At 69.1% G+C, this 26,075-nt stretch carries 13 protein-coding genes and 3 rRNA genes; 2 read left to right on the top strand and 14 right to left on the bottom strand.

Annotation, left to right across the window (positions count from 1 at the left end; genetic code table 11):
• Positions 1 to 39: 39 nt before the first annotated feature.
• From FHX73_RS07120 to FHX73_RS07155, 8 genes are all read right to left on the bottom strand, one after another.
• On the bottom strand, positions 40 to 408 hold the full coding sequence (locus FHX73_RS07120; protein ID WP_145904177.1) for a helix-turn-helix domain-containing protein: 369 nt from the start codon (positions 406 to 408) through the stop codon (positions 40 to 42).
• A 204-nt stretch (positions 409 to 612) separates the two neighbouring features.
• A complete protein-coding gene (locus FHX73_RS07125) occupies positions 613 to 1,116 on the bottom strand; it encodes a CinA family protein (RefSeq protein ID WP_246213402.1) in 504 nt (167 codons plus the stop codon).
• Positions 1,113 to 1,751: a CDP-diacylglycerol--glycerol-3-phosphate 3-phosphatidyltransferase gene (gene pgsA / locus FHX73_RS07130; protein WP_145904178.1), complete on the bottom strand. Its 639-nt coding sequence runs from the start codon at positions 1,749 to 1,751 to the stop codon at positions 1,113 to 1,115. The genes FHX73_RS07125 and pgsA overlap by 4 nt, the downstream gene beginning before the upstream one ends.
• Complete coding sequence (gene rimO / locus FHX73_RS07135; RefSeq protein ID WP_145904179.1) at positions 1,748 to 3,208, bottom strand: 30S ribosomal protein S12 methylthiotransferase RimO; 1,461 nt, start codon at positions 3,206 to 3,208, stop codon at positions 1,748 to 1,750. Before rimO ends, pgsA begins: the two co-directional genes overlap by 4 nt.
• A gap of 69 nt (positions 3,209 to 3,277) precedes the next feature.
• Positions 3,278 to 4,123 (bottom strand): helix-turn-helix domain-containing protein, encoded by an 846-nt coding sequence (locus FHX73_RS07140; RefSeq protein WP_246213403.1) that lies wholly within the window; start codon positions 4,121 to 4,123, stop codon positions 3,278 to 3,280.
• Positions 4,124 to 4,272: 149 nt separating this feature from the next.
• The gene (locus FHX73_RS07145; RefSeq protein ID WP_145904181.1) at positions 4,273 to 7,005 is read right to left on the bottom strand and encodes an FtsK/SpoIIIE family DNA translocase; all 2,733 of its coding nucleotides are present in this window, start codon (positions 7,003 to 7,005) and stop codon (positions 4,273 to 4,275) included.
• Positions 7,006 to 7,197: 192 nt separating this feature from the next.
• Positions 7,198 to 7,851, bottom strand: coding sequence for a response regulator (locus FHX73_RS07150; RefSeq protein ID WP_145904182.1), 654 nt, complete (start codon positions 7,849 to 7,851; stop codon positions 7,198 to 7,200).
• A gap of 256 nt (positions 7,852 to 8,107) precedes the next feature.
• Complete coding sequence (locus FHX73_RS07155; protein WP_145908132.1) at positions 8,108 to 12,652, bottom strand: HAMP domain-containing protein; 4,545 nt, start codon at positions 12,650 to 12,652, stop codon at positions 8,108 to 8,110.
• Between the two features lie 514 nt (positions 12,653 to 13,166).
• Here FHX73_RS07155 and FHX73_RS07160 point away from each other — a divergent pair.
• Positions 13,167 to 15,716 (top strand): SpoIIE family protein phosphatase, encoded by a 2,550-nt coding sequence (locus tag FHX73_RS07160; protein ID WP_145904183.1) that lies wholly within the window; start codon positions 13,167 to 13,169, stop codon positions 15,714 to 15,716.
• A gap of 342 nt (positions 15,717 to 16,058) precedes the next feature.
• A complete protein-coding gene (locus FHX73_RS07165; protein ID WP_145904184.1) occupies positions 16,059 to 16,628 on the top strand; it encodes an acetate uptake transporter in 570 nt (189 codons plus the stop codon).
• Between the two features lie 62 nt (positions 16,629 to 16,690).
• Here the strand turns inward: FHX73_RS07165 and FHX73_RS07170 are convergent, their stop codons facing one another.
• From FHX73_RS07170 to dapA, 6 genes are all read right to left on the bottom strand, one after another.
• Positions 16,691 to 17,542, bottom strand: coding sequence for a phosphatase PAP2 family protein (locus FHX73_RS07170; protein ID WP_246213404.1), 852 nt, complete (start codon positions 17,540 to 17,542; stop codon positions 16,691 to 16,693).
• A gap of 92 nt (positions 17,543 to 17,634) precedes the next feature.
• Positions 17,635 to 17,751 (bottom strand): 5S ribosomal RNA (gene rrf / locus FHX73_RS07175).
• Positions 17,752 to 17,836: 85 nt separating this feature from the next.
• Positions 17,837 to 20,956, bottom strand: a 23S ribosomal RNA gene (locus FHX73_RS07180).
• Positions 20,957 to 21,224: 268 nt separating this feature from the next.
• Positions 21,225 to 22,739: ribosomal RNA gene (locus tag FHX73_RS07185) — 16S ribosomal RNA — on the bottom strand.
• The 16S, 23S and 5S rRNA genes sit together here, the layout of an rRNA operon.
• A gap of 473 nt (positions 22,740 to 23,212) precedes the next feature.
• The gene (locus tag FHX73_RS07190) at positions 23,213 to 24,898 is read right to left on the bottom strand and encodes a ribonuclease J (RefSeq protein WP_145904185.1); all 1,686 of its coding nucleotides are present in this window, start codon (positions 24,896 to 24,898) and stop codon (positions 23,213 to 23,215) included.
• Positions 24,899 to 25,105: 207 nt separating this feature from the next.
• Positions 25,106 to 26,005 carry a 4-hydroxy-tetrahydrodipicolinate synthase gene (gene dapA, locus FHX73_RS07195; RefSeq protein WP_145904186.1) on the bottom strand — a complete coding sequence of 300 codons (900 nt, stop codon included), beginning with the start codon at positions 26,003 to 26,005 and terminating at the stop codon, positions 25,106 to 25,108.
• Between the last annotated feature and the right edge of the window lie 70 nt (positions 26,006 to 26,075).

The raw sequence follows: 26,075 nt of genomic DNA on the forward strand, positions 1-26,075 counted from the left end.
GCTCGGCAAGCAGTCAGGTCAGCTCAGGCGCGGAGCGCATCAGGCAGCGACGACGTCCACGGCCGCGGCCTTCGGAGTGATCGTGCTCATCCGCTCGCCCGGGGCGGGGAGCTGCACGGGCTCCAGCACCGGACGGAGCAGGTCGTCATCGGAGAGAGCGGCCATCGAGGCGAGTTCGGCCAGCGAGAGCTCGTCGCTCACCTCGCGCATGACCTCGGACATCCGGACGTCGAGTGCGTCGCAGATCGCGGAGAGCAGCTCCGAGGAGGCCTCCTTCTGCCCGCGCTCGACCTCGGACAGGTATCCGAGCGAAACTCGTGCGGCGGCCGACACCTCGCGAAGTGTGCGGCCCTGGCGCTGGCGCTGCCGACGCAGCACGTCACCCAAGAGGCGACGGAGCAGGATCATCGGTTGCTCCCTCCTCGGACTGCGGATCGAGATGTCACGTCCCCACCGTACCGCCTTGCCCGCTTCGTGTGCGGGGACCGTGGTCGTGTTCACTCTGGGCTGCAAGCCTCTCCCCTCCCCTGTTGTTCCCGCCCCGGGCGACCGCACGCCCCTGGTATCGAGAGGTTTCCCGGATTCTGCCTGTTCAGCCGTTGTTCAGCCGACTCATCTGGAGCCGGCGGGGTTCCCGGCGGGCGCCGCATGGGTCAGGAAGAGCTCCAGGGCCCCTTGAGCTGCCTTGCGTCGGATTGTGGCACGGTCGCCGGACAGCCGGGGCGAACTGACCAGAGTTCCCCCCGGACCGGCCAGCCCGAGGTGTACCGTGCCGACCGGCTGCCCGTCCTGCGGCTCGGGGCCGGCCACTCCGGTGGTGGACAGGCCGTAGGTGGCGCCGAGCAGTCGGCGCACTCCCTCGGCCATCTGCCGGGCCACCACCGGGTGGACCGGGCCGTGCACGGCGAGCAGGCCCTCGTCCACGCCGAGCAGCTCGGCCTTGAGTTCGGTGGCGTAGGCGGTGACCGAGCCGCGGAAGGTCGCGGAGGCGCCCGGCACGTCCACCAGCCGGGCGGCCAGCAGGCCGCCGGTCAGCGACTCGGCCACCGCGAGGGTGGCACCGAGCGCCCGCAGTTCGGCGTGCACCTGTTCCGCCAGCGGCACGAACTCGGTCACTTCTCCTCCGCGTCGCGCGCCAGCGCCGCCCGCCGCAGCTGGACGGCCTGGCGCACGTAGTCCAGGCCGGACGCCACGGTCAGCAGCACCGCCAGCGCGATCAGCACGGCCCGGCCGGTGGCCAGCCAGCCGGTCAGCGGCAGCACGTACATGCCGACCGCGATGCCCTGGGTGAGGGTCTTGAGCTTGCCGCCCCGGCTGGCCGGGATCACCGCGTACCGGATCGCCCAGAACCGCATCAGCGTGATGCCCAGCTCGCGGGCGAGGATCACCGCGGTGATCCACCACGGCAGGTCGCCGAGCACGGAGAGCCCGACCAGCGCGGCGCCCATGATCGCCTTGTCCGCGATCGGGTCGGCGATCTTGCCGAAGTCGGTGACCAGGCCCCGGCGGCGGGCGATCTCGCCGTCGAACAGGTCGGTGATCATGGCGATCGCGAAGGCCGCCCAGGCCACCGCCCGCCACTTGGGGTCGTGCCCGCCGTCGGCCAGCAGCAGCGCCACGAAGACCGGCACCAGGGCGAGGCGGAGCATGGTCAGCAGGTTGGCGAGGTTCCAGAGCGAGGGAACCGCCGGCCGGGCCGCCTCGGACCGGGCCGGGTGGGCCGCTGCCGGGCTACCCGGCCCGCCGGTCATGCCGCGGCCGCCGGACGGACGAGCTCGATCGCCTCGGCCACCAGGTCCACGCCCTCGCTGGCGATCACCCGGGCGCGGTAGAACTGGCCGACCTCGGCCCGCTCGGCGCCGACCAGGGTGGTGACGCCGTCGGTCTCCGGCGCCTGGTGGGCGGACCGGCCGACCACCTCGTCATCCTCCAGGGCTTCGACGAGCACCTCGACCTCGGTGCCGATCCGCTGCTCGGCGCGCTGCGCCGTGAGCTCCTCGGCCAGCTTGGAGAGCCGGGAGAGCCGGTCGGCCACCACGTCCTCGGGCAGCTTGCCGTCGAAGGTCGCGGCCTCGGTGCCGTCCTCGTCGGAGTAGCCGAAGACGCCGATCGCGTCCAGGCCGGCCTCGGTGACGAACCGTTCCAGCTCCGCGAAGTCCTCCTCGGTCTCGCCGGGGAACCCGACGATGAAGTTGGACCGGGCACCGGCCTGCGGGGCCTTGTCGCGGATGGTGCGCAGCAGCTCCAGGAACTGCTCGGTGTTGCCGAACCGGCGCATCTTGCGCAGCACGGCCGGGGCGGAGTGCTGGAAGGAGAGGTCGAAGTAGGGCACCACGTCGGCGGTGCCGGTCATCGACTCGATCAGGCCCGGGCGCATCTCGGCGGGCTGCAGGTAGCTGACCCGGACCCGCTCGATGCCGGGGACCGCGGCGATCTCGCTCAGCAGCGTCTCCAGCAGCCGGATGTCGCCGAGGTCCTTGCCGTAGGAGGTGTTGTTCTCGCTGACCAGGACCACCTCGCGGACGCCCTCGCCGGCCAGCCAGACCGCCTCGTTCAGCACGTCGGAGGGGCGGCGGGAGATGAAGGAGCCGCGGAAGGCGGGGATGGCGCAGAACGAGCAGCGCCGGTCGCAGCCGGAGGCCAGCTTGATCGAGGCCACCGGGGAGTCGTCGAGCCGCTTGCGCAGGGTGCGCGGGCCGGACGCCGGCGCCACGCCCTCGGGGAGGTCCTCCGGGGCGCCGTGGCCGGGCAGGGCGATCTCGGCGGCCGCGGCCTGGCGCTCGACCGGGGTGAGCGGGAGCAGCTTGCGGCGGTCCCGGGGCAGGTGCGGCGCGTGGTGGCCGCCGGAGAGGATGGTCTGCAGCCGGTCGCTGATGTCGGCGTAGTCGTCGAAGCCGAGCACCCCGTCGGCCTCCGGCAGCGCGTCGGCCAGCTCCTTGCCGTACCGCTCGGCCATGCAACCGACCGCGACGACGGCCTGGGTGCGGCCGTGTCCCTTGAGGTCGTTGGCCTCCAGCAGGGCGTCCACCGAGTCCTTCTTGGCGGCCTCGACGAACCCGCAGGTGTTGACCACGGCGACGTCGGCCTCGGAGGCGTCGTCGACGAGCTGCCAGCCGTCCGCCTCCAGTCGCCCGGCGAGTTCCTCGGAGTCCACCTCGTTGCGGGCGCATCCGAGCGTGACAAGGGCGACAGTACGGCGTTCAGGCATAGGGCCAAGATTAACGCGCGGCCCCCGGTGTCGTTTCCCCCGGAGGCCGCGCGTCAGGTGATCCCGGACTCACCCGGCCTGCGGGTCGCCCGGGGTGTAGGTCAGGTGGACCACCTGGCCGTCCTTGCCGGCCGGGCCGAGGTCCTTGCCGTTGACGTACAGGTGCACGGCCGCGGCGTTGCCGATCACCAGCTTGATCTGCTTCGGATCGGTGAAGGTCTGGTCCGCGCCGCTGTCCAGATTGTTCTGGAAGAGCGACTTTCCGGTGCCGTCCATCGCCGAGACCCAGCTGGTGCCGCCGTCGGCGACGAGCTTGACGGTCACCTTGTCGGCCGGGGCGGCGGCGATCGGCGCCACGCTCGGGGCCGGCGCGGGCGGCTGGACGGAGGCCGGGGCGCTGCTCGCGGTGCTGGGCAGCGGGGCGCTGGCCGAGCCGGTCACCGTCCCGCCGGACTTGCCGGCGAACAGGTTGTAGCCGATCAGCACGATCACCGCGACGATCGCCACCAGCATCGCGCCGGTCCAGTTCGGTCGGCCGCGGTCGGCCTTCATCCGCTTGGCGTCCAGCGCGGCCACCGGCGAGAGCTCCACCGGGTCGGTGCCGTGGATCGCGTCGTAGCGGGCCACCAGGGCCTCGCCGTCGGCGCCCACCGCGCGGGCCAGCGCGCGCAGGTGGCCGCGGGCGTAGAAGGCGCCGCCGCAGCGGCTGAAGTCGTCCTCCTCGACGGCGTGCACGATCGGCACCCGGACCCGGGTGGCGGCGCTCACCTCATCGACCGTCAGGCCGGCCGCCTGCCGGGCCTGGGCGAGCGTGCGGCCGATCGAGGGGGTGCCGTCCGGCGCGCCGGCACCCGACGCGGTGTCAGCGGTGGAGGATCGGCTGTGGTCACTTTCCGGGGACTTGCCGATGGTCACTGGGCACGCCTTTCGAGCGGAGGCCACCTGCTGGAAGAACAGTCTAGGGGTGCAGGTGAATCGTTTCTCAACCGGAGTTCGACCGAACGCGCGCCCGGCGTCGCGGACGCCCGAGCGGCCGGCCGCCCCGCTGACGCGCCCTCAGGCCCCTACCCGCGCAAGGTCACCAGAACCCCGTCCAACTCGTCCGGTTTGACCAGTACGTCCCGGGCCTTGGAGCCCTCGCTCGGCCCGACGATGCCCCGCGACTCCATCAGGTCCATCAGCCGGCCGGCCTTGGCGAAGCCGACCCGGAGCTTGCGCTGGAGCATCGAGGTGGAGCCGAACTGGGTGGAGACCACCAGCTCGGCGGCCTGGATCAGCAGGTCCAGGTCGTCGCCGATCTCCTCGTCGATCTCCTTCTTCGGCCCGCCGCCGACCGTCACGTCCTCCCGGTAGACGGCGGTCAGCTGGTCCTTGCAGTGCTGCACGACGGCGGCGATCTCCGCCTCGGTGACGAAGGCGCCCTGCATCCGGACCGGCTTCGAGGCGCCCATCGGCAGGAAGAGCGCGTCGCCCTTGCCGACCAGCTTCTCCGCGCCGGGCTGGTCCAGGATGACCCGGGAGTCGGCCATCGCCGAGGTGGCGAAGGCCAGCCGGGACGGCACGTTGGCCTTGATCAGACCGGTCACCACGTCCACCGACGGGCGCTGGGTGGCCAGCACCAGGTGGATGCCGGCCGCCCGGGCCAGCTGGGTGATCCGGACCACCGAGTCCTCGACGTCGCGCGGCGCGACCATCATCAGGTCGGCCAGCTCGTCGACGATCACCAGCAGGTACGGGTAGGGCCGCAGCTCCCGCTCGCTGCCCAGCGGCGGGGTGACCGTGCCGGCCCGCACCGCCGCGTTGAAGTCGTCCACGTGGCGGAAGCCGTAGGCGGCCAGGTCGTCGTAGCGCAGGTCCATCTCGCGGACCACCCACTGCAGCGCCTCGGCGGCCTTCTTCGGGTTGGTGATGATCGGGGTGATCAGGTGCGGGATGCCCTCGTAGGCGGTCAGCTCGACCCGCTTGGGGTCCACCAGCACCATCCGCACCTCGTCCGGGGTGGCCCGGGCCAGCACCGAGGTGATCAGGCAGTTGATGCAGCTGGACTTGCCCGCGCCGGTGGCGCCGGCGACCAGGATGTGCGGCATCTTGGCCAGGTTGGCGAGCACCGTGTGGCCCTCGACGTCCTTGCCCATGCCGACCACCATCGGGTGGGCGTCCTCGGCGGCGCTGCGCGAGCGCAGCAGGTCGCCGAGGTTGACCATCTCCCGGTCCCGGTTGGGGATCTCGATGCCGACCGCCGACTTGCCCGGGATCGGGCTGATGATCCGCACGTCCGCGCTGGCCACCGCGTAGGAGATGTTCTTGGCCAGCGCGAGGATCCGCTCGACCTTGACCGCGGCACCGAGCTCCACCTCGTAGCGGGTGACCGTCGGGCCCCGGCTGAAGCCGGTGACCTTGGCGTCCACCTTGAACTCGGCGAAGGTCGTGGTGAGCTGGGCCACCACCTCGTCGTTGAGCGCGCTGCGGGCCTTGGCCGGGGCGCCGCGCTCCAGCAGGTCCAGCGGGGGCAGCGCGTAGCCGCCGCCGGAGAGCAGCTGCAGCTGCTCCATCCGCTGCGGGGCGGGCGAGTGGTCCGCGGGCGCGGCCGGCGCGTCGGTGCCGGGGGCGGCGGAGCGGGGGGCCGGCGGGGCCGGCTCCTCCGGCGGCGCGGTCCGGTCCTGCACCTGGTGCACCAGGCTGGCCACGGCCGGCGAGGCCGGCACGCCGTGCAGCAGCGCGCCGTCCAGGTCGGCGGCCACCCCGGCGGCCAGGTCCCGGGTGTGGAACGGGTCCTTGGTGAACATGTCCGGCTCGGCGGCGCCGTCCGGCTCCGGCTCGTCCTGCTTGCGGCGGCCGCGGCGGCGCCGGCGGGCGGCCACCTCGTCCACCGGGTCCTCGACGGTGTAAGGCAGCGCGTCCGGGTCGGCGTCCTCCGGCGGCTCGGTGGAGAGCTCCCGGCCGCTCGGGTAGGAGTCGCCGTACTCCTCCTCGTAGCCGTCCTCGGGCACCGGCTCGGCCACACCGAGCCGGACCCCGAGCAGCCGCAGCCGCTCCGGGATCTTGTTGACCGGGGTGGCGGTCACCACCAGCACGCCGAAGAAGGTCAGGATCAGCAGCAGCGGCACGGCCAGCGGCGGGCCGGCGGCGGCCATCATCGGGGTGGAGACGCCCCAGCCGATCAGCCCGCCGGCGTTGCGGATGCCGACCACGCCGTTCTGCATGCCCGGGGCGCCGCAGCCGATGTGCACCAGGCCGAGCACGCCGACCACCAGGGTGCTCACCCCGATGACGATCCGTCCGTTCGCCTCCGGCAGCTCCGGGTGCCGCATCAGCCGCACCGCTATGGCGGCCATCAGCAGCGGCACCAGCACGGCGAGCCGGCCGAACAGCCCGCTGACCACCACGGTGGCGCCGGTGCCGAACCAGCCCTGCGGGTGGAACCAGGTGCCGGCCGCGGTGACCAGGGCGAGCGCCAGCAGCAGCAGCGCCTGACCGTCCTTGCGGTGCACCGGGTGCAGGTTCTTGGCGCCGTTGCCGAAGCCCCGGAAGACCGCGCCGACGCCGCCGGCCACCCCGCCCACGGCGCGGAACACCACCGGGCGGCGGCGCGGGGCGGCGGGGGGCGGTGCGGCGGTCTTCCGGGCGGCCGGCTTCCGGGCCGCGGCCTTCTTCGCGGGCGCGGCGGACTTGGCCGGGGCCTTGGCCGCCGACTTGCGGGCGGGCGCCTTCTTCGCCACGGCCTTCTTCGCCGCGGCTTTGTTCGTCTGGGGCGAGCTGGAGGTGCGTGCCGCGCTGCCGGACGTCCGTGAGGCCATGGCCGAGAGCCTACCGGCGGCCCCCGGGCCCCGGACACATGACCGACCGTCATGCCCGGGGTGTGTCGCCGATGTCCGGCGACACACCGTCAGCGGCCCCGGGGTTCACCCGATCGGCTGGTCGGCGGCACTCTGACGACCCGCCGGTTGACGGAGCCTCAGGCGCCCGGTGCCCTCAGCAGCCCCGTGCCCTCAGGAGTCGGCGGCACCCGGCCGCAGCGCCTCCAGGGCGGCCCGCAGCGCGGCCAGCTTGCGCTCCAGGTGGGCGGCGGTGGCGGCGGCCCCGGTCTCGGGCGAGTCGTCCAACTGCTTGGTCAGTGCCTCGGCCTGCTCCTCCACCGAGGCCAGCCGGGCGCTCAGCTCGGCCAGCAGCGGCTCGGCGGACTCCCGGGCACCGTCCTGGCCCGCGCCGTCCTCCAACTGCAGGCGCAGCAGCGCCGCCTGCTCCTTGAGCTGGCAGTTCTTCATGTAGAGGTCGACGAAAACGGAGACCTTGGCGCGCAGCACCCAGGGGTCGAACGGCTTGGAGATGTAGTCCACGGCGCCGGCGGCGTAGCCGCGGAAGGTGTGGTGCGGGCCGTGGTTGATCGCCGTCAGGAAGATGATCGGGATGTCCCGGGTGCGCTCCCGGCGCTTGATGTGGGCGGCCGTCTCGAAGCCGTCCATGCCGGGCATCTGCACGTCCAGCAGGATCACCGCGAAGTCGTCGGTGAGCAGCGCCTTGAGCGCCTCCTCGCCGGAGGCGGCGCGGACCAGGGTCTGGTCCAGGGCGGAGAGGATCGCCTCCAGCGCGAGCAGGTTCTCCGGCCGGTCGTCGACCAGGAGGATCTTCGCCTTCTGCACCACGACCCGCCCTCCTGCCGGATGTCCCGCTTGCGTTCCGCGCGCCGGCACCCGCGTCCCGCTCGCCACTGTCCCGGTCATGCTAGCCGCACCCCCTCGCCCAGCCCTATCGGATGGTCGTCACAGGCCCCACGGGGCACCTGTCGCCCCGGCAGCAGCGGCGCCACCGCGCGGGCCGTCGCCATCCGGTTACTGTTCGCAACGATGAGTGACCCTAGCGGGTTCCCGGTCCGGCTCGCCAGTAAACGCGGATGTCCGATCACCGGCCGCGCGCCCCCAACCACTGCCGCATCACGGTCAGCAGGTGGTCGGTGTCCACCGGCTTGGTCACGTGGTCGGAGGCGCCCGCCTCGATGCTCTTCTCCCGGTCGCCCTTCATCGCCTTGGCGGTCAGCGCGATGATCGGCAGCCCGGAGAACTGCGGCATCAGCCGGATCGCCTCGGTGGTCGCGTAGCCGTCCATCTCCGGCATCATGATGTCCATCAGCACCAGTGAGACGTTCTCGTGCTGCTCCAGCACCTCGATGCCCTCCCGCCCGTTCTCCGCGTAGAGCACGGTGAGGCCGTACTGCTCCAGCACGCTGGTGAGCGCGAAGACGTTGCGCACGTCGTCGTCGACGATCAGCACCTCCTCGCCGTCGAACCGGCCCTCGAACCGCGGGCCGGTGCCGGCCCGCTGCGCCGGCCCGTCCTCCGCGCGCGGCAGCTCGGCCCGGGCCGCGGAGCCGGGGCCCGCGTCCAGTTCGCCGAAGTGCTCGGCCGCGCGGCGCCGCTCGGCCGCGTCCCGGCGGCGCTCCAGCGCCAGCTCGCGGACCTCCTGGGCCCACTGGTCGGCGGGGTTCTCCCCCACCGGCACCGGGTGGCCGGTCGGCGTGAGGCCGACCGCGGCGCGCAGCTGGCCCGGCCCGGCCGCCCCGCGCTCCAGCGAGATGCCGGGGCCCTCGCTGCGCAGCGGCAGGTAGAGGGTGAAGGCGCTGCCCTGGCCGAGCTCGCTCTCGGCGTGGATCTCGCCGCCGAGCAGCCGGGCGATCTCCCGGCTGATCGACAGCCCGAGGCCGGTGCCGCCGTACTTGCGGCTGGTGGTGCCGTCGGCCTGCTTGAACGCCTCGAAGATCTCCCGCAGCTTGTTCTCCGGGATGCCGATGCCGGTGTCGGTCACCGAGAAGGCGATCAGCGGCGCGTCCGGGTCGTCGATCCGGCCGGACTCCAGCAGCTGCTCGCGCACGTGCTGCGGCACCACCGGACCGGCCGGGCCGATCTCCAGCCGGACGGTGCCGGACTCGGTGAACTTCACCGCGTTGGAGAGCAGGTTGCGCAGCACCTGCTGGAGCCGCTGCTCGTCGGTGTGCAGGATGGCCGGCAGGTCCGGCGAGACGGCGACGGTGAACTCCAGCCCCTTCTCCGCGGTGAGCGGGCGGAACGCCGCCTCCACGTAGTCGGTGAGCTGCACCAGCGCGATCCGGGACGGGCGGACGTCCATCTTCCCGGCCTCCACCTTGGACAGGTCGAGGATGTCGTTGATCAGCTGGAGCAGGTCGGAGCCGGCGCCGTGGATGGTGTCGGCGAACTCGACCTGCTTGAGCGAGAGGTTGCCCTCGTTGTTGTCGGAGAGCAGCTTGGCCAGGATCAGCAGCGAGTTGAGCGGGGTGCGCAGCTCGTGCGACATGTTGGCGAGGAACTCGCTCTTGTAGCGGGAGGCCAGGGCGAGCTGCTCGGCCCGCTCCTCCAGCACCTTGCGGGCCTCCTCGATCTCGCTGTTCTTGATCTCGATGTCGCGGTTCTGCTGGGCCAGTTGCTCGGCCTTCTCCTGCAGCTCCTCGTTGGTCCGCTCCAGCTCCTCCTGGCGGGCCTCCAGCTCGGCCGAGCGCATCGACAGCTCGGCGGTCAGCCGCTGCGACTCCAGCAGCAGCCCCTCGGTCTTGGTGTTCACGCTGATGGTGTTGACGGTCACCCCGATCAGGTCGGCGACCTGGGTGAGGAAGTCCATCATCACGCTGGTGAAGGAGCTGAAGGTGGCCAGTTCGATCACCCCGAGCAGCCGGCCCTCGAACAGCACCGGCAGCACGATCACGTGGGCCGGCTGCGACTCGCCCAGCGCGGAGGAGATCCGCAGGTAGCCGGGGGGCGCCTCGGTCAGGCTGATCGGGCGCTTCTCGATCGCGGCCTGGCCGACCAGCGACTCGCCGGGACGGAACGTGGTCGGCATCGAGCGGCGCTGGTAGCCGTAGGAGCCGATCAGCCGGAGCACGGTGTCCGTCTCGTCGTCGTCCTCGGTGACCGTCTCGGAGGACCGGCCGGCCGGCTGGGCCAGGAAGAACGCGCCGTGCTGGGCGGAGACCGCCGGGGTCAGCTCGCTCATGATCAGCGAGGCCACCGCCTCCAGGTCGCGCCGGCCCTGCAGCAGGCCGGAGAACCGGGCGATGTTGGTCTTGTGCCAGTCCTGCTCCTGGTTGGTGCGGGTGGTCTCGCGCAGGTTGGCGATCATCTGGTTGATGTTGTCCTTGAGCTCGTCGATCTCGCCGGAGGCGTCGACGTCGACCCGCAGGGACAGGTCGCCACGGGTCACCGCGGTCGCCGCCTGGGCGATCGCGCGGACCTGGCGGGTCAGGTTGTTGGCCAGCTCGTTCACCGACTCGGTCAGGTCGCGCCAGGTGCCGTCCACCCCGGGCACCCGGGCCTGGCCGCCCAGGATGCCGTCGGTGCCCACCTCGCGGGCCACCCGGGTGACCTCGTCACCGAACGAACTGAGCTGGTCCACCATCGCGTTGGTGCTGGTCTTGAGCTCCAGGATCTCGCCGCGGGCGTCCACGTCGATCTTCTGCGAGAGGTCGCCGCGGGCCACCGCGGTGATCACCAGGGCGATGTTGCGGACCTGACCGGTGAGGTTGTTGGCCATCTGGTTGACGTTGTCGGTCAGGTCCTTCCAGATGCCGGCCACGCCCGGCACGTCGGCCTGGCCGCCCAGGATGCCGTCGGTGCCCACCTCGCGGGCCACCCTGGTCACCTGCACGGCGAAGGCGCTCAGCTGGTCGACCATGGTGTTGAGGGTGCCGGCCAGTGCCGCGACCTCGCCCTGCGCCTCGATGGTGATCTTCTTCGAGAGGTCGCCGCGGGCCACCGCGGTGGCGACCTCGGCGATGTTGCGCACCTGACTGGTCAGGTTCGAGGCCATGAAGTTGACGTTGTCGGTCAGGTCCTTCCAGATGCCGGAGACCCCGCGCACCCGGGCCTGCCCGCCCAGGATCCCCTCGGTGCCCACCTCGCGGGCCACCCGGGTCACCTCGTCGGCGAACGCGCTGAGCTGGTCCACCATGGTGTTCACGGTGGTGACCAGCTCCAGGATCTCGCCGCGGGCGTCGACGGTGATCTTCTTGGAGACGTCGCCGCGGGCCACCGCGGTGGTCACCTCGGCGATGTTGCGCACCTGGATGGTCAGGTTGGACGCCATGAAGTTGACGCTGTTGGTCAGGTCCTTCCAGGTGCCGGAGACCCCCGGCACGGTCGCCTGGCCGCCGAGGATGCCCTCGGTGCCGACGTCCCTGGCCACCCTGGTCACCTCGTCGGCGAAGGCGCTGAGCTGGTCGACCATGGTGTTGATGGTGTTCTTCAGTTCGAGGATCTCGCCCCGGGCGTCCACCTGGATCTTCTGCGACAGGTCGCCGCGGGCCACCGCCGTGGTCACCTGCGCGATGTTGCGCACCTGGTCGGTCAGGTTGTTCGCCATGAAGTTCACCGAGTCGGTGAGGTCGCGCCACACACCCGCGACCCCCGGCACCTGCGCCTGACCACCGAGCCGGCCCTCGGTACCCACGTCCCGCGCCACCCGGGTCACCTGCGCGGCGAAGGCCGAGAGCTGGTCGACCATGGTGTTGATGGTGCTCTTCAGTTCGAGGATCTCGCCCCGGGCGTCCACCTCGATCTTCTGCGACAGGTCGCCGCGGGCCACCGCCGTGGTCACCTGCGCGATGTTGCGCACCTGGTCGGTCAGGTTGTTCGCCATGAAGTTCACCGAGTCGGTGAGGTCGCGCCACACACCCGCGACCCCCGGCACCTGCGCCTGACCACCGAGCCGGCCCTCGGTACCCACGTCCCGCGCCACCCGGGTCACCTGCGCGGCGAAGGAGTTCAGCTGGTCCACCATCGTGTTGACGGTGTTCTTCAGCTCCAGCATCTCGCCGGCCACGTCCACGGTGACCTTGCGGGACAGGTCGCCCTTGGCGACCGCGGTGGTCACCTCGGCGATGTTGCGCACCTGGGCGGTCAGCCGGCCCGCCATGGTGTTGACCGAGTCGGCCAGGTCCTTCCAGCTGCCGGACATCGAACGGACCCGGGCCTGGCCGCCGAGCTTGCCGTCGGTGCCGACCTCGCGGGCCACCCGGGTCACCTCGTCGGTGAACTCGGAGAGCTGGTCCACCAGCGCGTTCACGGTCCGCCCGACCTTGAGGAACTCACCGCGCAGCGGCTGGCTGCCGCCGTCCGGCTGGGTGGAGCGCAGCTCCATCCGCTGGTCCAGGTCGCCCTCGGCGATCGACGAGAGCACCCGGCCCACCTCGGCCATCGGCCAGGCCAGGTCGTCGATCAGCGCGTTGCAGTTGTCCACCGCGGAGGCCCAGGCGCCCTCGCCGGCCCCGCTCTCCAGCCGGGCGGTCAGCCGGCCCTCCCGGCCGACCGCGCGCCGCACCCGGGACAGCTCGCCGGTCAGGTGCTGGTTGCGCTCGGCCACCTCGTTGAAGACCGCCGCGATCTCGGCCATCAGGCCGTCGCCCGGCACGGTGAGCCGGCGGCGGAAGTTGCCGTCCCGCATCGCGGTCAGCGCGCCGAGCAGCTTGCGCAGTTCGGCGGGCTCGGCGCCGCGGCTGTGGGCCGGCCGCCGGCCGGCCCCGCCCCGGGGCGCGGTGGCCGCGCGCGCGCCGCGAGGAGTCGGCGCGCTCTTCTGTCCGCCGGCGGTCTGCCCCGCAGCGTCCTTGGTGGCCGAACTCAACTGGACCCTCCCACGTCGCGACTGGCTGTTGCCCACCGCACCGGCGCCCAGCAGCCGAGCCGGCGGATCCCCCAGTCTGACAGCACCGGCCGACGTTGTTGACCCGCTTGGGGTTCCTCACACCATTGTGACGAGCCCGTGGTGGGCAGAATCACCCTCGGGGGCCCGTTTCGGCTCCCCTCGGCCACGGGAAGCCCGGTTGAAAGTAGGGTTGGCGTCCGGCACGTAGGGTGGAGCGCCGCACCCCGCCCTCAGGCCGATCCACCCGGGCCCCACCGGTTCGCCCTGGCGCACCGGGCGTCGAGCAGCCGTACCCGAAGCAGAGGAGAAGCAGCCCGTGGTCACCGCGCGCGCAGCCGCCACCTTCGAGCCGGACGGCCGGTCGGCTTCGGCCGCGCGCGGGTTCGTCCGGGACGCCCTGCTGGGCTGGGGCCTGCCCGAGGTGGTGGACGACGCGGTGGTGCTGGTGAGCGAACTGGTCACCAACGCCGTGGTGCACGCGGGCACCTCCGCCGAGGTGAGCTGCCTGCGCGAGGACGACTCGGTCCAGATCGGCGTCACCGACCGGCACCCCGAGCGCGGACTGCCGGCGTTCGCCGGCGCCCCGGAAGCCGGCAGCGCGAGCTCCGAACACTTCGCCGACGCCGAGGGCGAGGGCGGCCGCGGGCTGCTGATGTGCTCGGCGCTGTCCAGCCGTTGGGGCGTGGAGTACACCTCCGGGCAGAAGACGGTCTGGTTCCGGCTCCCGCTGCAGCGGGCGCTGCCCGGCACCCGGCTGGCACTGCCGCAGGCGCCCGGCGACGTGCTGCCCAGCACCGAGGGCCCGGTGCTGGTCGCGGTCGCCCAGCTGGACGCCGATGGCACCGTGACCGCCTGGAACGCCGACGCCGAGCAGTTGTTCCGCCGCCCGGCCGCCGAGGTGCTCGGCCTCGACTGGGCCGAGCTGGTGGTGTGGCCGCAGGGTCCGGTCGGGCCGCTCGACGCGGTGCTGCAACTGGCCCGCTGGGAGGGCGTCTTCGGGATCCGCCGGGCCGACCGGCGGACCATCGAGGTGTACGGCTGCCAGGTCCGGGTGCTGGATCCGACCGGGGCGCCCGCGACGCTCTGCCTGATCGTGCGGGAGCGGGACCGCGCGGTGCTGCGCGGCCCCGACCGGGCACTGCCCGCCGGGCCGGCCGGCGGCGGGCTGGAGCCGCTCGACCTGCTGCCCGAGGGCGTGCGCGCCGACGACCTGTCCGGCCTGCTCCAGCAGACCGTCGAACGGGCCCGCGACCTGCTCGACGGGGACGCCTCCTACCTGCTGCTGGCCACCGAGGACGAGACCGAGTTCGAGGTGCGGGCCGCCACCGGGCTCTCGGCCGGCCGGACCAAGAACGTGCGGATCCCGATCGACTCGGGCCGCTCCCGCTACGACTCCGCCCGGCTGCCCGCCGTGCACGACGACCTGACGGTGCGTCCGCACAGCGTGCCGCTGCTGGCCGGCAGCGGGCTGCGCTCGCTGGTCACCGTGCCGCTCAAGGTCGAGGGCCGGCTGATCGGCTCGCTCGCGGTGGCCGCCGACCGGGCCGGGCAGTACGACAACGACCAGGCGCTGCGGCTGCAGTTCGCCGCCGACCGGATCGCGCTCACCGTGGAGAACGCCCGGCTGGCCGAGCGCGAGCGGCTGCGCCGGGGCGCGCTCTCCTTCCTGGTCGAGGCATCCGACCTGCTGGCCGGCACCCTGGAGCACCAGCAGACGCTGGCCCTGATGGCGCAGATGGCGGTGCCCACGCTGGCCTCCTGGTGCGCGGTCTACACCCAGGAGGAGCGCAGCAAGTTCGCCGAACTGGCCTACGTGCTGCACGAGGACGAGGAGCGGATCGACCCGCTGCGCGAGCTGCTCCGGCGCACCCCGGCCGCCGCCCGGGTCACCGCGGACGGCACCGCCTTCTGGACCGGGCCGGCCGAGGCGCTCACCCCGGCCGAGCCCGACGGGCTGGTCGGCGAGACCGTGGTGCTGCCGCTGATCGCCCGCAACCGGGTGATCGGGCTGCTGGTGCTGGGCACCAGAGCGGGGGTGGCGTTCCGTCAGGAGATCCTGGAGCTCGCCGAGGACCTCTCCCGACGGGCGGCGCTGGCGATGGACAACTCCCGCCTGTACTCCGAGCGCAGCGCCACCAGCCGGGCACTGCAGCGCAGCCTGCTGCCGCCGGAGCTGCCGAAGATCCCCGGTGTCGAGGTCGAGGTCTTCTACCAGGCGGCCGGCGAGGGCAACGAGGTCGGCGGCGACTTCTACGACCTGTTCGCGATCCGCGAGGGCACCTACGGCTTCGCGATCGGCGACGTCTGCGGCACCGGACCGCAGGCCGCCTCGGTGACCGGGCTGGCCCGCAACTCGCTGCGGCTGCTGGCCCGGGAGGGGCTGGACGCGCCGCAGGTGCTGAGCCGGCTGAACCGGGCGATCCTCGACGAGGGCGACCGGGGCCGCTTCCTCACCCTGCTCTACGGCGAGCTGACGCCGCGTCCGGACGGCGGGGCGGAGCTCAACCTGGTCTGCGCCGGGCACCCGCTGCCGTTGCGGCTGCGGCCGGACGGCCAGGTCTCGGCGGCGGCCAGTTCGCAGCCGCTGCTCGGCGTGATGGACCCGCTGGAGCTGACGGCCGAGCAGGTGGTGCTGGAGCCGGGCGAGGTGCTGCTCTGCGTGACCGACGGGGTGACCGAGCGGCGCGAGGGGATGCGGATGCTCGGCGAGGAGGGGCTGGCCGAGGTGCTGACCGGCTGTACCGGGCTGACCGCCGGCGCGGTGGCCGCCCGGGTGCAGCGGGCGGTGGAGCGGTTCGCCCCGGAGCCGCCCTCGGACGACATGGCGATCATCGCCCTGCGGGTGCCGACGCAGCGTCAGGGCTGATCGGGCCGATCGGGGCGGGTCACGCTCGGGACTCGGTCAGCTGACGAACAGACAAATTCTACGATTCACAAGGGTACAAGCGCCGTCACCGTGGGTAGAGACCTGCTGACCGGGATTCCTCCCCGGCAGCACGGTCCCCGCAGCTGAGCTGCCCGGACACCGCGACGGGCGCGCGCTCGGCCGTCGCAGTCGGCAACCACTCCCCCCAACCCTCTCCCTCCGCGGCATCGCCATGCCCGCAAGAGTGCGCATGCGATCGACATCGGCACGCCCTCGCACGCCCTCGCACCCTCTCGTCCCCCTTCGCGCATCCTCTTCGCGCACCCATGAAAGGAGCCTCCGGTGAGCAGTGACGCCTCCGGGGCCAACGCCCGGTCCGCTTCGCTCGAAGCGGGCCCCCTCGGCTACCTCGCACTCGGCCTGACCCTCCTCGCCTTCGGCCTGCTGCAGACCGGTGTGCTGCACGGCACCGGCGTCGCCGACGCCGCCGGACTCGCCCACATCGTGGGCGGGATCGCGCTGTTCGTCGCCGGCCTGTGGCAGTTCCGCTCCGGTGACGGGTTCACCGGCACCGCCTTCACCGGCCTCGGCGCGTTCTGGGCGACCTGGGCCGCCGGTCTGGGCCACCTGGGCGGCAAGAACGCGGCCGGGCTCTTCCTGCTGCTCTGGGCACTGCTGGCGATCAGCCTGGCCCTGGCCTCCTGGCAGTCCTCGGGTCTGGTCGGCCGGGGCGTCTACGGTCTGCTGGCCCTCGCCCTGGTGGTGGACATGGTCGGCACCTTCGACGGCTCGCACGGCCTGGTGAAGACGGCCGGCTGGCTGGCCGCCGTCGCCGGGCTGCTCAGCTGGTACTGGGCCACCGCCGCCCTGACCAACAGCGGCTGGGGACGGGACGCCCTGCCGGTGAAGTGAGCCCCCGGCGCGACCGGGGCAGGTGGGGTCGGCGGGCTCGGGCCGCCGGCCCCGCCGGTTCGCTAACGGGGGATCAGCTCGGCGGCCACCGGCCGGTCACCCCGGACGGCCCGCCGACGGCGCCAGCGCCCGCCCGCGTACTGCAGGGCGTAGGCGAGCAGCAGCAGCCAGGACGCCACCAGGCCGTCCGCCCAGAAGTGGTTCGCCGTCACCACCACGACCGTGATCGTCACCACCGGGTGCAGCAGGATCAGCCACCGCCACCGCGACTCGGCCACCGCGATCACCGCGACCGACACCAGCAGGCACCAGGCGACGTGCACCGAGGGCATCGCCGACAGTTCGTCGGCCTGGATCCCGCCGATCCCGCCGCCGTAGACCGACTGCCCGTACTGGGCGGCCACGTCGACGAAGCCCTGGTCGGTCAGCATCCGCGGCGGCGCCACCGGGATGAACTGGATCAGTAGGCAGGCCGCGGTGGTCAGCACCACCGTGTTCCGCACCCACGGGTAGCGGTCCCGGTGGCGCAGGAAGAGCCAGAGCAGCACCACCAGCATCACGCCGAAGTGCATGCTCGCGTAGTAGTAGTTGGCCAGCCGGACCACCACCGGGTACGGCAGCACGGCGCGCTGCCAGGACGCCTCGTCGGGCAGGCCCAGCGAGTGCTCGGTGCGGTGGATCCACTCGGCCCGGTCCAGCGCGTGCGAGTCGGACATCAGCGAGACCTGGCCGACCAACTGCCAGAGCGCGAAGAGCGCCAGCAGGGTGCCGGCCTCGCGGAACAGGGCCACCGCCGTGCGCCTGGCAGGTCTGACGCGGTGCACCGCGTAGGCGGCGCCGTACAGCACCACCGCCGAGGCTCCGGCGCTCTGCCACGAAAGGGTCAGGTTCTGCAACGCCGTGCGCCTCTCCACCGAACTGTTCGTGCTGGCTGAGAGATTAGCGCGGACCGCAAACGCGAAGAAGCCCCCACCGAGTAATCGATGGGGGCTTCTTCTGAAAGATTGTTCGGCGGCGTCCTACTCTCCCACAGGGTCCCCCCTGCAGTACCATCGGCGCTGTAAGGCTTAGCTTCCGGGTTCGGAATGTAACCGGGCGTTTCCCTCACGCTATGACCACCGAAACACTATGAAACTGTCAACCGCACCCACCCGTGACCTGACGGTGGGGGTCGTTGTTTCAGAACAACACAGTGGACGCGAGCAACTGAGGACAAGCCCTCGGCCTATTAGTACCGGTCAGCTCCACCCCTTACAGGGCTTCCACATCCGGCCTATCAACCCAGTCGTCTACTGGGAGCCTTACCCTCTCAAGGAGGTGGGAGTGCTCATCTCGAAGCAGGCTTCCCGCTTAGATGCTTTCAGCGGTTATCCCTCCCGAACGTAGCCAACCAGCCATGCCCTTGGCAGGACAACTGGCACACCAGAGGTTCGTCCGTCCCGGTCCTCTCGTACTAGGGACAGCCCTTCTCAACACTCCTACGCGCACAGCGGATAGGGACCGAACTGTCTCACGACGTTCTAAACCCAGCTCGCGTACCGCTTTAATGGGCGAACAGCCCAACCCTTGGGACCTACTCCAGCCCCAGGATGCGACGAGCCGACATCGAGGTGCCAAACCATCCCGTCGATATGGACTCTTGGGGAAGATCAGCCTGTTATCCCCGGGGTACCTTTTATCCGTTGAGCGACGGCGCTTCCACAAGCCACCGCCGGATCACTAGTCCCTGCTTTCGCACCTGCTCGACCCGTCGGTCTCACAGTCAAGCTCCCTTGTGCACTTACACTCAACACCTGATTGCCAACCAGGCTGAGGGAACCTTTGGGCGCCTCCGTTACTCTTTAGGAGGCAACCGCCCCAGTTAAACTACCCACCAGACACTGTCCCTGATCCGGATCACGGACCCAGGTTAGACATCCAGCACGACCAGAGTGGTATTTCAACGGCGACTCCACAATGACTGGCGTCACTGCTTCAAAGTCTCCCACCTATCCTACACAAGCCGAACCGAACACCAATATCAAGCTATAGTAAAGGTCCCGGGGTCTTTCCGTCCTGCTGCGCGAAACGAGCATCTTTACTCGTAATGCAATTTCACCGGGCCTATGGTTGAGACAGTCGAGAAGTCGTTACGCCATTCGTGCAGGTCGGAACTTACCCGACAAGGAATTTCGCTACCTTAGGATGGTTATAGTTACCACCGCCGTTTACTGGCGCTTAAGTTCTCAGCTTCGCCTGGACGAATCCAAGCTAACCGGTCCCCTTAACGTTCCAGCACCGGGCAGGCGTCAGTCCGTATACATCGCCTTACGGCTTCGCACGGACCTGTGTTTTTAGTAAACAGTCGCTTCTCGCTGGTCTCTGCGGCCGGCCCCAGCTCAAGCAGCAAGTGCCATCACCAGTTCCGGCCCCCCTTCTCCCGAAGTTACGGGGGCATTTTGCCGAGTTCCTTAACCATAGTTCACCCGAACGCCTCGGTATTCTCTACCTGACCACCTGAGTCGGTTTGGGGTACGGGCCGCCATGAAACTCGCTAGAGGCTTTTCTCGACAGCATAGGATCATCCACTTCACCACAATCGGCTCGGCATCAGGTCTCAGCCTCAATGAGTGGCGGATTTGCCTACCACTCGGCCTACACCCTTACCCCGGGACAACCACCGCCCGGGCTGGACTACCTTCCTGCGTCACCCCATCGCTCACCTACTACCCTGTTGGATCAGCGGCTCCACCACGTCCCTTCGTCCGAAGACTCCAGGCCGGCTTCACGGCTTTAGCATTCAGAGGTTCAGCGTTGGCGCTTCAAAGCGGGTACGGGAATATCAACCCGTTGTCCATCGACTACGCCTGTCGGCCTCGCCTTAGGTCCCGACTTACCCTGGGCAGATCAGCTTGACCCAGGAACCCTTGGTCAATCGGCGCAAGAGTTTCCCACTCTTGTATCGCTACTCATGCCTGCATTCTCACTCGTATACCGTCCACGACTCGATTCCTCGGCCGCTTCACCCGGCACACGACGCTCCCCTACCCATCACAGCGGGCGTTGGCCCTCATGCTGCAATGACACGACTTCGGTGGTGTACTTGAGCCCCGCTACATTGTCGGCGCGGAATCACTTGACCAGTGAGCTATTACGCACTCTTTCAAGGGTGGCTGCTTCTAAGCCAACCTCCTGGTTGTCTCTGCGACTCCACATCCTTTCCCACTTAGCACACGCTTAGGGACCTTAGTCGGTGTTCTGGGCTGTTTCCCTCTCGACCATGGAGCTTATCCCCCACAGTCTCACTGCCGCGCTCTCACTTACCGGCATTCGGAGTTTGGCTAAGGTCAGTAACCCGGTGAGGCCCATCGCCTATCCAGTGCTCTACCTCCGGCAAGAAACACGCGACGCTGCACCTAAATGCATTTCGGGGAGAACCAGCTATCACGGAGTTTGATTGGCCTTTCACCCCTAACCACAGGTCATCCCCCAGGTTTTCAACCCTGGTGGGTTCGGTCCTCCACACGGTCTTACCCGCGCTTCAACCTGCCCATGGCTAGATCACTCCGCTTCGGGTCTTGGGCATGCAACTCAACCGCCCTATTCGGACTCGCTTTCGCTACGGCTACCCCACACGGGTTAACCTCGCTACACACCGCAAACTCGCAGGCTCATTCTTCAAAAGGCACGCAGTCACGGCCCGCCAGCAAGCTGACGAACGACGCTCCCACGGCTTGTAGGCACACGGTTTCAGGTACTATTTCACTCCGCTCCCGCGGTACTTTTCACCATTCCCTCACGGTACTATCCGCTATCGGTCACCAGGGAATATTTAGGCTTAGCGGGTGGTCCCGCCAGATTCACACGGAATTTCTCGGGCTCCGTGCTACTTGGGAGAAGCTCAAGTGAGCCGTACAGATTTCGCCTACGGGGGTCTTACCCTCTACGCCGGACCTTTCGCATGTCCTTCGACTACCCATACGGTTTCTGACTCACCCAGCCGCCGGCAGACGACTGAAGAACTTTCCCACGACCCCGAAGTGGCAACCCCTGCCGGGTCTCACACCACTACGGTTTAGCCTCATCCGGTTTCGCTCGCCACTACTCCCGGAATCACGGTTGTTTTCTCTTCCTGCGGGTACTGAGATGTTTCACTTCCCCGCGTTCCCTCCACATACCCTATGTGTTCAGGTATGGGTGACAGCCCATGACGACTGCCGGGTTTCCCCATTCGGACACCCCCGGATCAAAGCTCGGTTGACAGCTCCCCGGGGCCTATCGCGGCCTCCCACGTCCTTCATCGGTTCCTGGTGCCAAGGCATCCACCGTGCGCCCTTAAAAACTTGGCCACAGATGCTCGCGTCCACTGTGCAGTTCTCAAACAACGACCAGACACCCACACTCGACACCCGAAGGCACCTCACATGGGACCGGCACTGAGACAACGTTTCCGTTCCCTCAGGACCCAACAACGTGCCCGACACACCCGATCACTTGAACCCGTTCCACGCCGAAGCAGTACTAGGAAACAACCAACCAAGTGTGCCGAATAGTCAACGTTCCACCCATGAGCAACCGTGCGAGACATTCGCTCGCATCCGGCCATGTGCTCCTTAGAAAGGAGGTGATCCAGCCGCACCTTCCGGTACGGCTACCTTGTTACGACTTCGTCCCAATCGCTGGTCCCACCTTCGACGGCTCCCTCCCAAGGGTTAGGCCACCGGCTTCGGGTGTTACCGACTTTCGTGACGTGACGGGCGGTGTGTACAAGGCCCGGGAACGTATTCACCGCAGCATGCTGATCTGCGATTACTAGCAACTCCAACTTCATGGGGTCGAGTTGCAGACCCCAATCCGAACTGAGACCGGCTTTTTGGGATTCGCTCCACCTCACGGTATCGCAGCCCTTTGTACCGGCCATTGTAGCACGTGTGCAGCCCAAGACATAAGGGGCATGATGATTTGACGTCGTCCCCACCTTCCTCCGAGTTGACCCCGGCAGTCTCCTGTGAGTCCCCGACATTACTCGCTGGCAACACAGAACAAGGGTTGCGCTCGTTGCGGGACTTAACCCAACATCTCACGACACGAGCTGACGACAACCATGCACCACCTGTATACCGACCACAAGGGGGCGCCTATCTCTAGACGTTTCCGGCATATGTCAAGCCTTGGTAAGGTTCTTCGCGTTGCGTCGAATTAAGCCACATGCTCCGCTGCTTGTGCGGGCCCCCGTCAATTCCTTTGAGTTTTAGCCTTGCGGCCGTACTCCCCAGGCGGGGAACTTAATGCGTTAGCTGCGGCACCGACGACGTGGAATGTCGCCAACACCTAGTTCCCAACGTTTACGGCGTGGACTACCAGGGTATCTAATCCTGTTCGCTCCCCACGCTTTCGCTCCTCAGCGTCAGTAATGGCCCAGAGATCCGCCTTCGCCACCGGTGTTCCTCCTGATATCTGCGCATTTCACCGCTACACCAGGAATTCCGATCTCCCCTACCACACTCTAGCCTGCCCGTATCGAATGCAGACCCGGGGTTAAGCCCCGGGCTTTCACATCCGACGCGACAGGCCGCCTACGAGCTCTTTACGCCCAATAATTCCGGACAACGCTCGCACCCTACGTATTACCGCGGCTGCTGGCACGTAGTTAGCCGGTGCTTCTTCTGCAGGTACCGTCACTTGCGCTTCTTCCCTGCTGAAAGAGGTTTACAACCCGAAGGCCGTCATCCCTCACGCGGCGTCGCTGCATCAGGCTTGCGCCCATTGTGCAATATTCCCCACTGCTGCCTCCCGTAGGAGTCTGGGCCGTGTCTCAGTCCCAGTGTGGCCGGTCGCCCTCTCAGGCCGGCTACCCGTCGTCGCCTTGGTAGGCCATTACCCCACCAACAAGCTGATAGGCCGCGGGCTCATCCTGCACCGCCGGAGCTTTCCACCAACCCCCATGCAGAGGAAGGTAATATCCGGTATTAGACCCCGTTTCCAGGGCTTGTCCCAGAGTGCAGGGCAGATTGCCCACGTGTTACTCACCCGTTCGCCACTGATCCACCCCGAAGGGCTTCACCGTTCGACTTGCATGTGTTAAGCACGCCGCCAGCGTTCGTCCTGAGCCAGGATCAAACTCTCCGTGAATGTCTACCGGTAATCCGGTAAGCCACTCGCGCAGAGCGGCACAGCAACCACCGGAATAGGGCGGCCCCGTGCACTGCGTCCTCGCTAGTGTTTTGTTACTAAAGGAATCTCCAACCCCGATCAGAAGACCGAGGCCGGGGATGTCAACATATCTGGCGTTGACTTTTGGCACGCTGTTGAGTTCTCAAGGAACGGACGCTTCCTTCGATCCCGCTCTCGCGTTCTCTCCGGGCGCTTCGTTCTTTCGTGTTTCAAGCTTATCAGATGTTTTCCGTTCCGTTTCCGGCTCCGGATTTCAACCGATTTGCTTTCCGCCTTTCGGCGCTCCCGAACTCTATCAGAGCTTTCCGGTCCGTTTTCCCCGCCCCATTCGAATCGAAGTCCGAATTAAGGGGCGAAGCCGCGCGACCAGCGGGGCAACCCGGAGAACATTACGCACCGGGCTGCCCCGCGTCAAATCAGGCTCGCCGGGGTCAGACCTCGACCACGACCGGCAGGATCATCGGCCGGCGACGGTAGTTGTCGGCGACCCACTTGCCGATGGTGCGACGGACCAGCTGCTGCACCTGGCGCACCTCCAGCACGCCGTTGTCGGCGGACTTCCGCAGCGCCTCCTCCAGCTTCTGCACGACGGGCGTGAAGGCGCCGTCGTCGATGCCGGAGCCGCGGGCCTGGATGGTCGGGCCGCTGACGATCTTGCCGCTGCTGGAGTCCACCACGACGAAGACCGAGATGAAGCCCTCCTCGCCGAGGATCCGACGGTCCTTCAGCGAGGACTCGGTGATGTCGCCGACCGATGAACCGTCGACGTACACGTACCCGGCCTGCACCTTGCCGACGATCTTGGCGACGCCGTCCTGCAGGTCGACCACCACGCCGTCCTCGGCGATGACCGTGCGGTTCTTCGGGACACCGGTCTTGATGCCGAGGTCGGCGCAGGCCCGCAGGTGGCGCCACTCGCCGTGCACCGGCATCAGGTTCTTCGGCTTGCAGATGTTGAAGAAGTACAGCAGCTCGCCCGCGGAGGCGTGGCCGGAGACGTGCACCTTGGCATTGCCCTTGTGCACGACGTTGGCGCCCCAGCGGGTCAGGCCGTTGATCACCCGGTAGATCGCGGTCTCGTTGCCGGGGATCAGCGAGGAGGCCAGGATCACCGTGTCGCCCTCGACGATCCGGATCTGGTGGTCGCGGTTGGCCATCCGGGAGAGCGCGGCCATCGGCTCGCCCTGCGAGCCGGTGCAGACCAGCACGACCTCCTTGTCCGGCAGGTCGTCGAGCTGCTTCACGTCCACGATCAGGTTGCCGGGGACCTTCAGGTAGCCGAGGTCACGGGCGATGCCCATGTTGCGGACCATCGAGCGGCCGACGAAGGCCACCTTGCGCTTGTACTCGTGCGCCGCGTCCAGCACCTGCTGGATCCGGTGCACGTGGCTCGCGAAGGAGGCGACGATGATGCGCTTGTCCGCGTTGGCGAAGACGTTGCGCAGCGCGGCGGAGATGTCGCGCTCGTGCGGGATGAAGCCGGGGACCTCGGCGTTGGTGGAGTCCACCAGCAGCAGGTCCATGCCCTCCTCGGCCAGCTTGGCGAAGGCGGGCAGGTCGGTGAGCCGGCCGTCCAGCGGGAGCTGGTCCATCTTGAAGTCGCCGGTGGCGACCACCATGCCCGCGGGGGTGCGGACGGCGACCGCGAGGGCGTCGGGGATGGAGTGGTTGACCGCGATGAACTCGCAGTTGAAGGGGCCGATCTGCTCGCGCTCGCCCTCGGCCACCTCCAGCACGTAGGGCCGGATCCGGTGCTCGGCGAGCTTGGCCTCGATCAGCGCCAGGGTCAGCTTCGAACCGATCAGCGGGATGTCCGGGTTCTCCCGCAGGAGGAAGGGGACGGCGCCGATGTGGTCCTCGTGACCGTGCGTCAGGACGATCCCGTCGACCTTGTCCAGGCGGTCCCGGATCGAGGAGAAGTCCGGCAGGATCAGGTCGATGCCGGGCTGCTCGTCCTCGGGGAAGAGCACGCCGCAGTCGATGATCAGCAGTCGGCCCGCGTACTCCAGCAGCGTCATGTTGCGACCGATCTCCCCGAGGCCGCCCAGCGGGGTGATGCGGATCGCGTTCGGCGCGAGTGCGGGGGGCGCGCCGAGATCGGGGTGGGGGTGGCTCAAAAGATTCTCCGTTCACGCAGCGCGCCATATGCCGCGGGGGGTCCTCCCCCGTCGGCATATGGCGCGCGGCATCGCTCGTACCTGTCAGGTCGGTCCGCTCGTCACCGAGCGGCTCGTCGTTGTGCCTCGCGCCGTTCGTCTCCGGTCCAGCGGCAGGTCCCACGGCGGCTGTGGGGCCCGGCGAGCCGGGGCGCGCACGTCTTGTTGCTACAGGTGTACCCCGCCGGCGGCGAGATCCTCCTTCAATCGGGCGATCTCCTCGGACGTGGCGTCAACCAGCGGCAGCCGGACGGGTCCGGCGGGGCGGCCGGCCAGTTCCAGCGCCGCCTTGGTGAGGATCAGGCCCTGGGTGCGGAACATACCGGTGTAGACCGGCAGCAGGCTCTGGTGGATCTCGGTGGCGCGCTTGGTCCCGCCCGCCTCGAAGGCCTCGATCAGCTCGCGCAGCCGGTCGGCGACCAGGTGGCCGACCACGCTGACCACACCGACGGCTCCGACCGAGAGCAGCGGCAGGTTGAGGATGTCGTCGCCCGAGTACCAGGCCAGCTCGGACCGGGCGATCGCCCAGGAGGCCGCGCCCAGGTCGCCCTTGGCGTCCTTGTTGGCGACGATCCGCGGGTGCTCGCCGAGCCGGACCAGGGTCTCGTGGCTCAGCGCGACCCCGGAGCGGCCGGGGATGTCGTAGAGCATCACGGGCAGGGCGCTGGCGTCGGCCACCGTGACGGTGTGCCGGTACAGGCCCTCCTGCGGGGGCTTGCTGTAGTAGGGGGTGACCACCAGCAGGCCGTGGGCACCGGCGGCCTCGGCCTGCCGGGCCAGCTCGACGCTGTGCGCGGTGTCGTTGGTGCCGACTCCGGCCACCACGTGTGCGCGGTCCCCGACCGCCTCGACCACGGCGCGGACCAGCTGCGCCTTCTCGGCGTCGCTGGTGGTCGGCGACTCGCCGGTGGTGCCGTTCAGCACCAGGCCGTCGTTGCCGAGGTCGACCAGGTGGGAGGCGAGGCGCTGGGCGCCGTCGAGGTCGAGTCCGCCGTCGGCGGTGAACGGGGTCACCATCGCCGTCAGGACCCGGCCGAAGGGTGCGTGCTGAGTGGAGGTCGGAGCCATGGTCCAAAAATACTCGTAGCGGATGAGGAGGCCGGGGGTCCGGTCCACCGTTCGGACACCGTGCCGGGGT

This window comes from Kitasatospora viridis, from assembly GCF_007829815.1.
In the GTDB taxonomy this organism is placed as follows: Bacteria; Actinomycetota; Actinomycetes; order Streptomycetales; family Streptomycetaceae; genus Kitasatospora; species Kitasatospora viridis.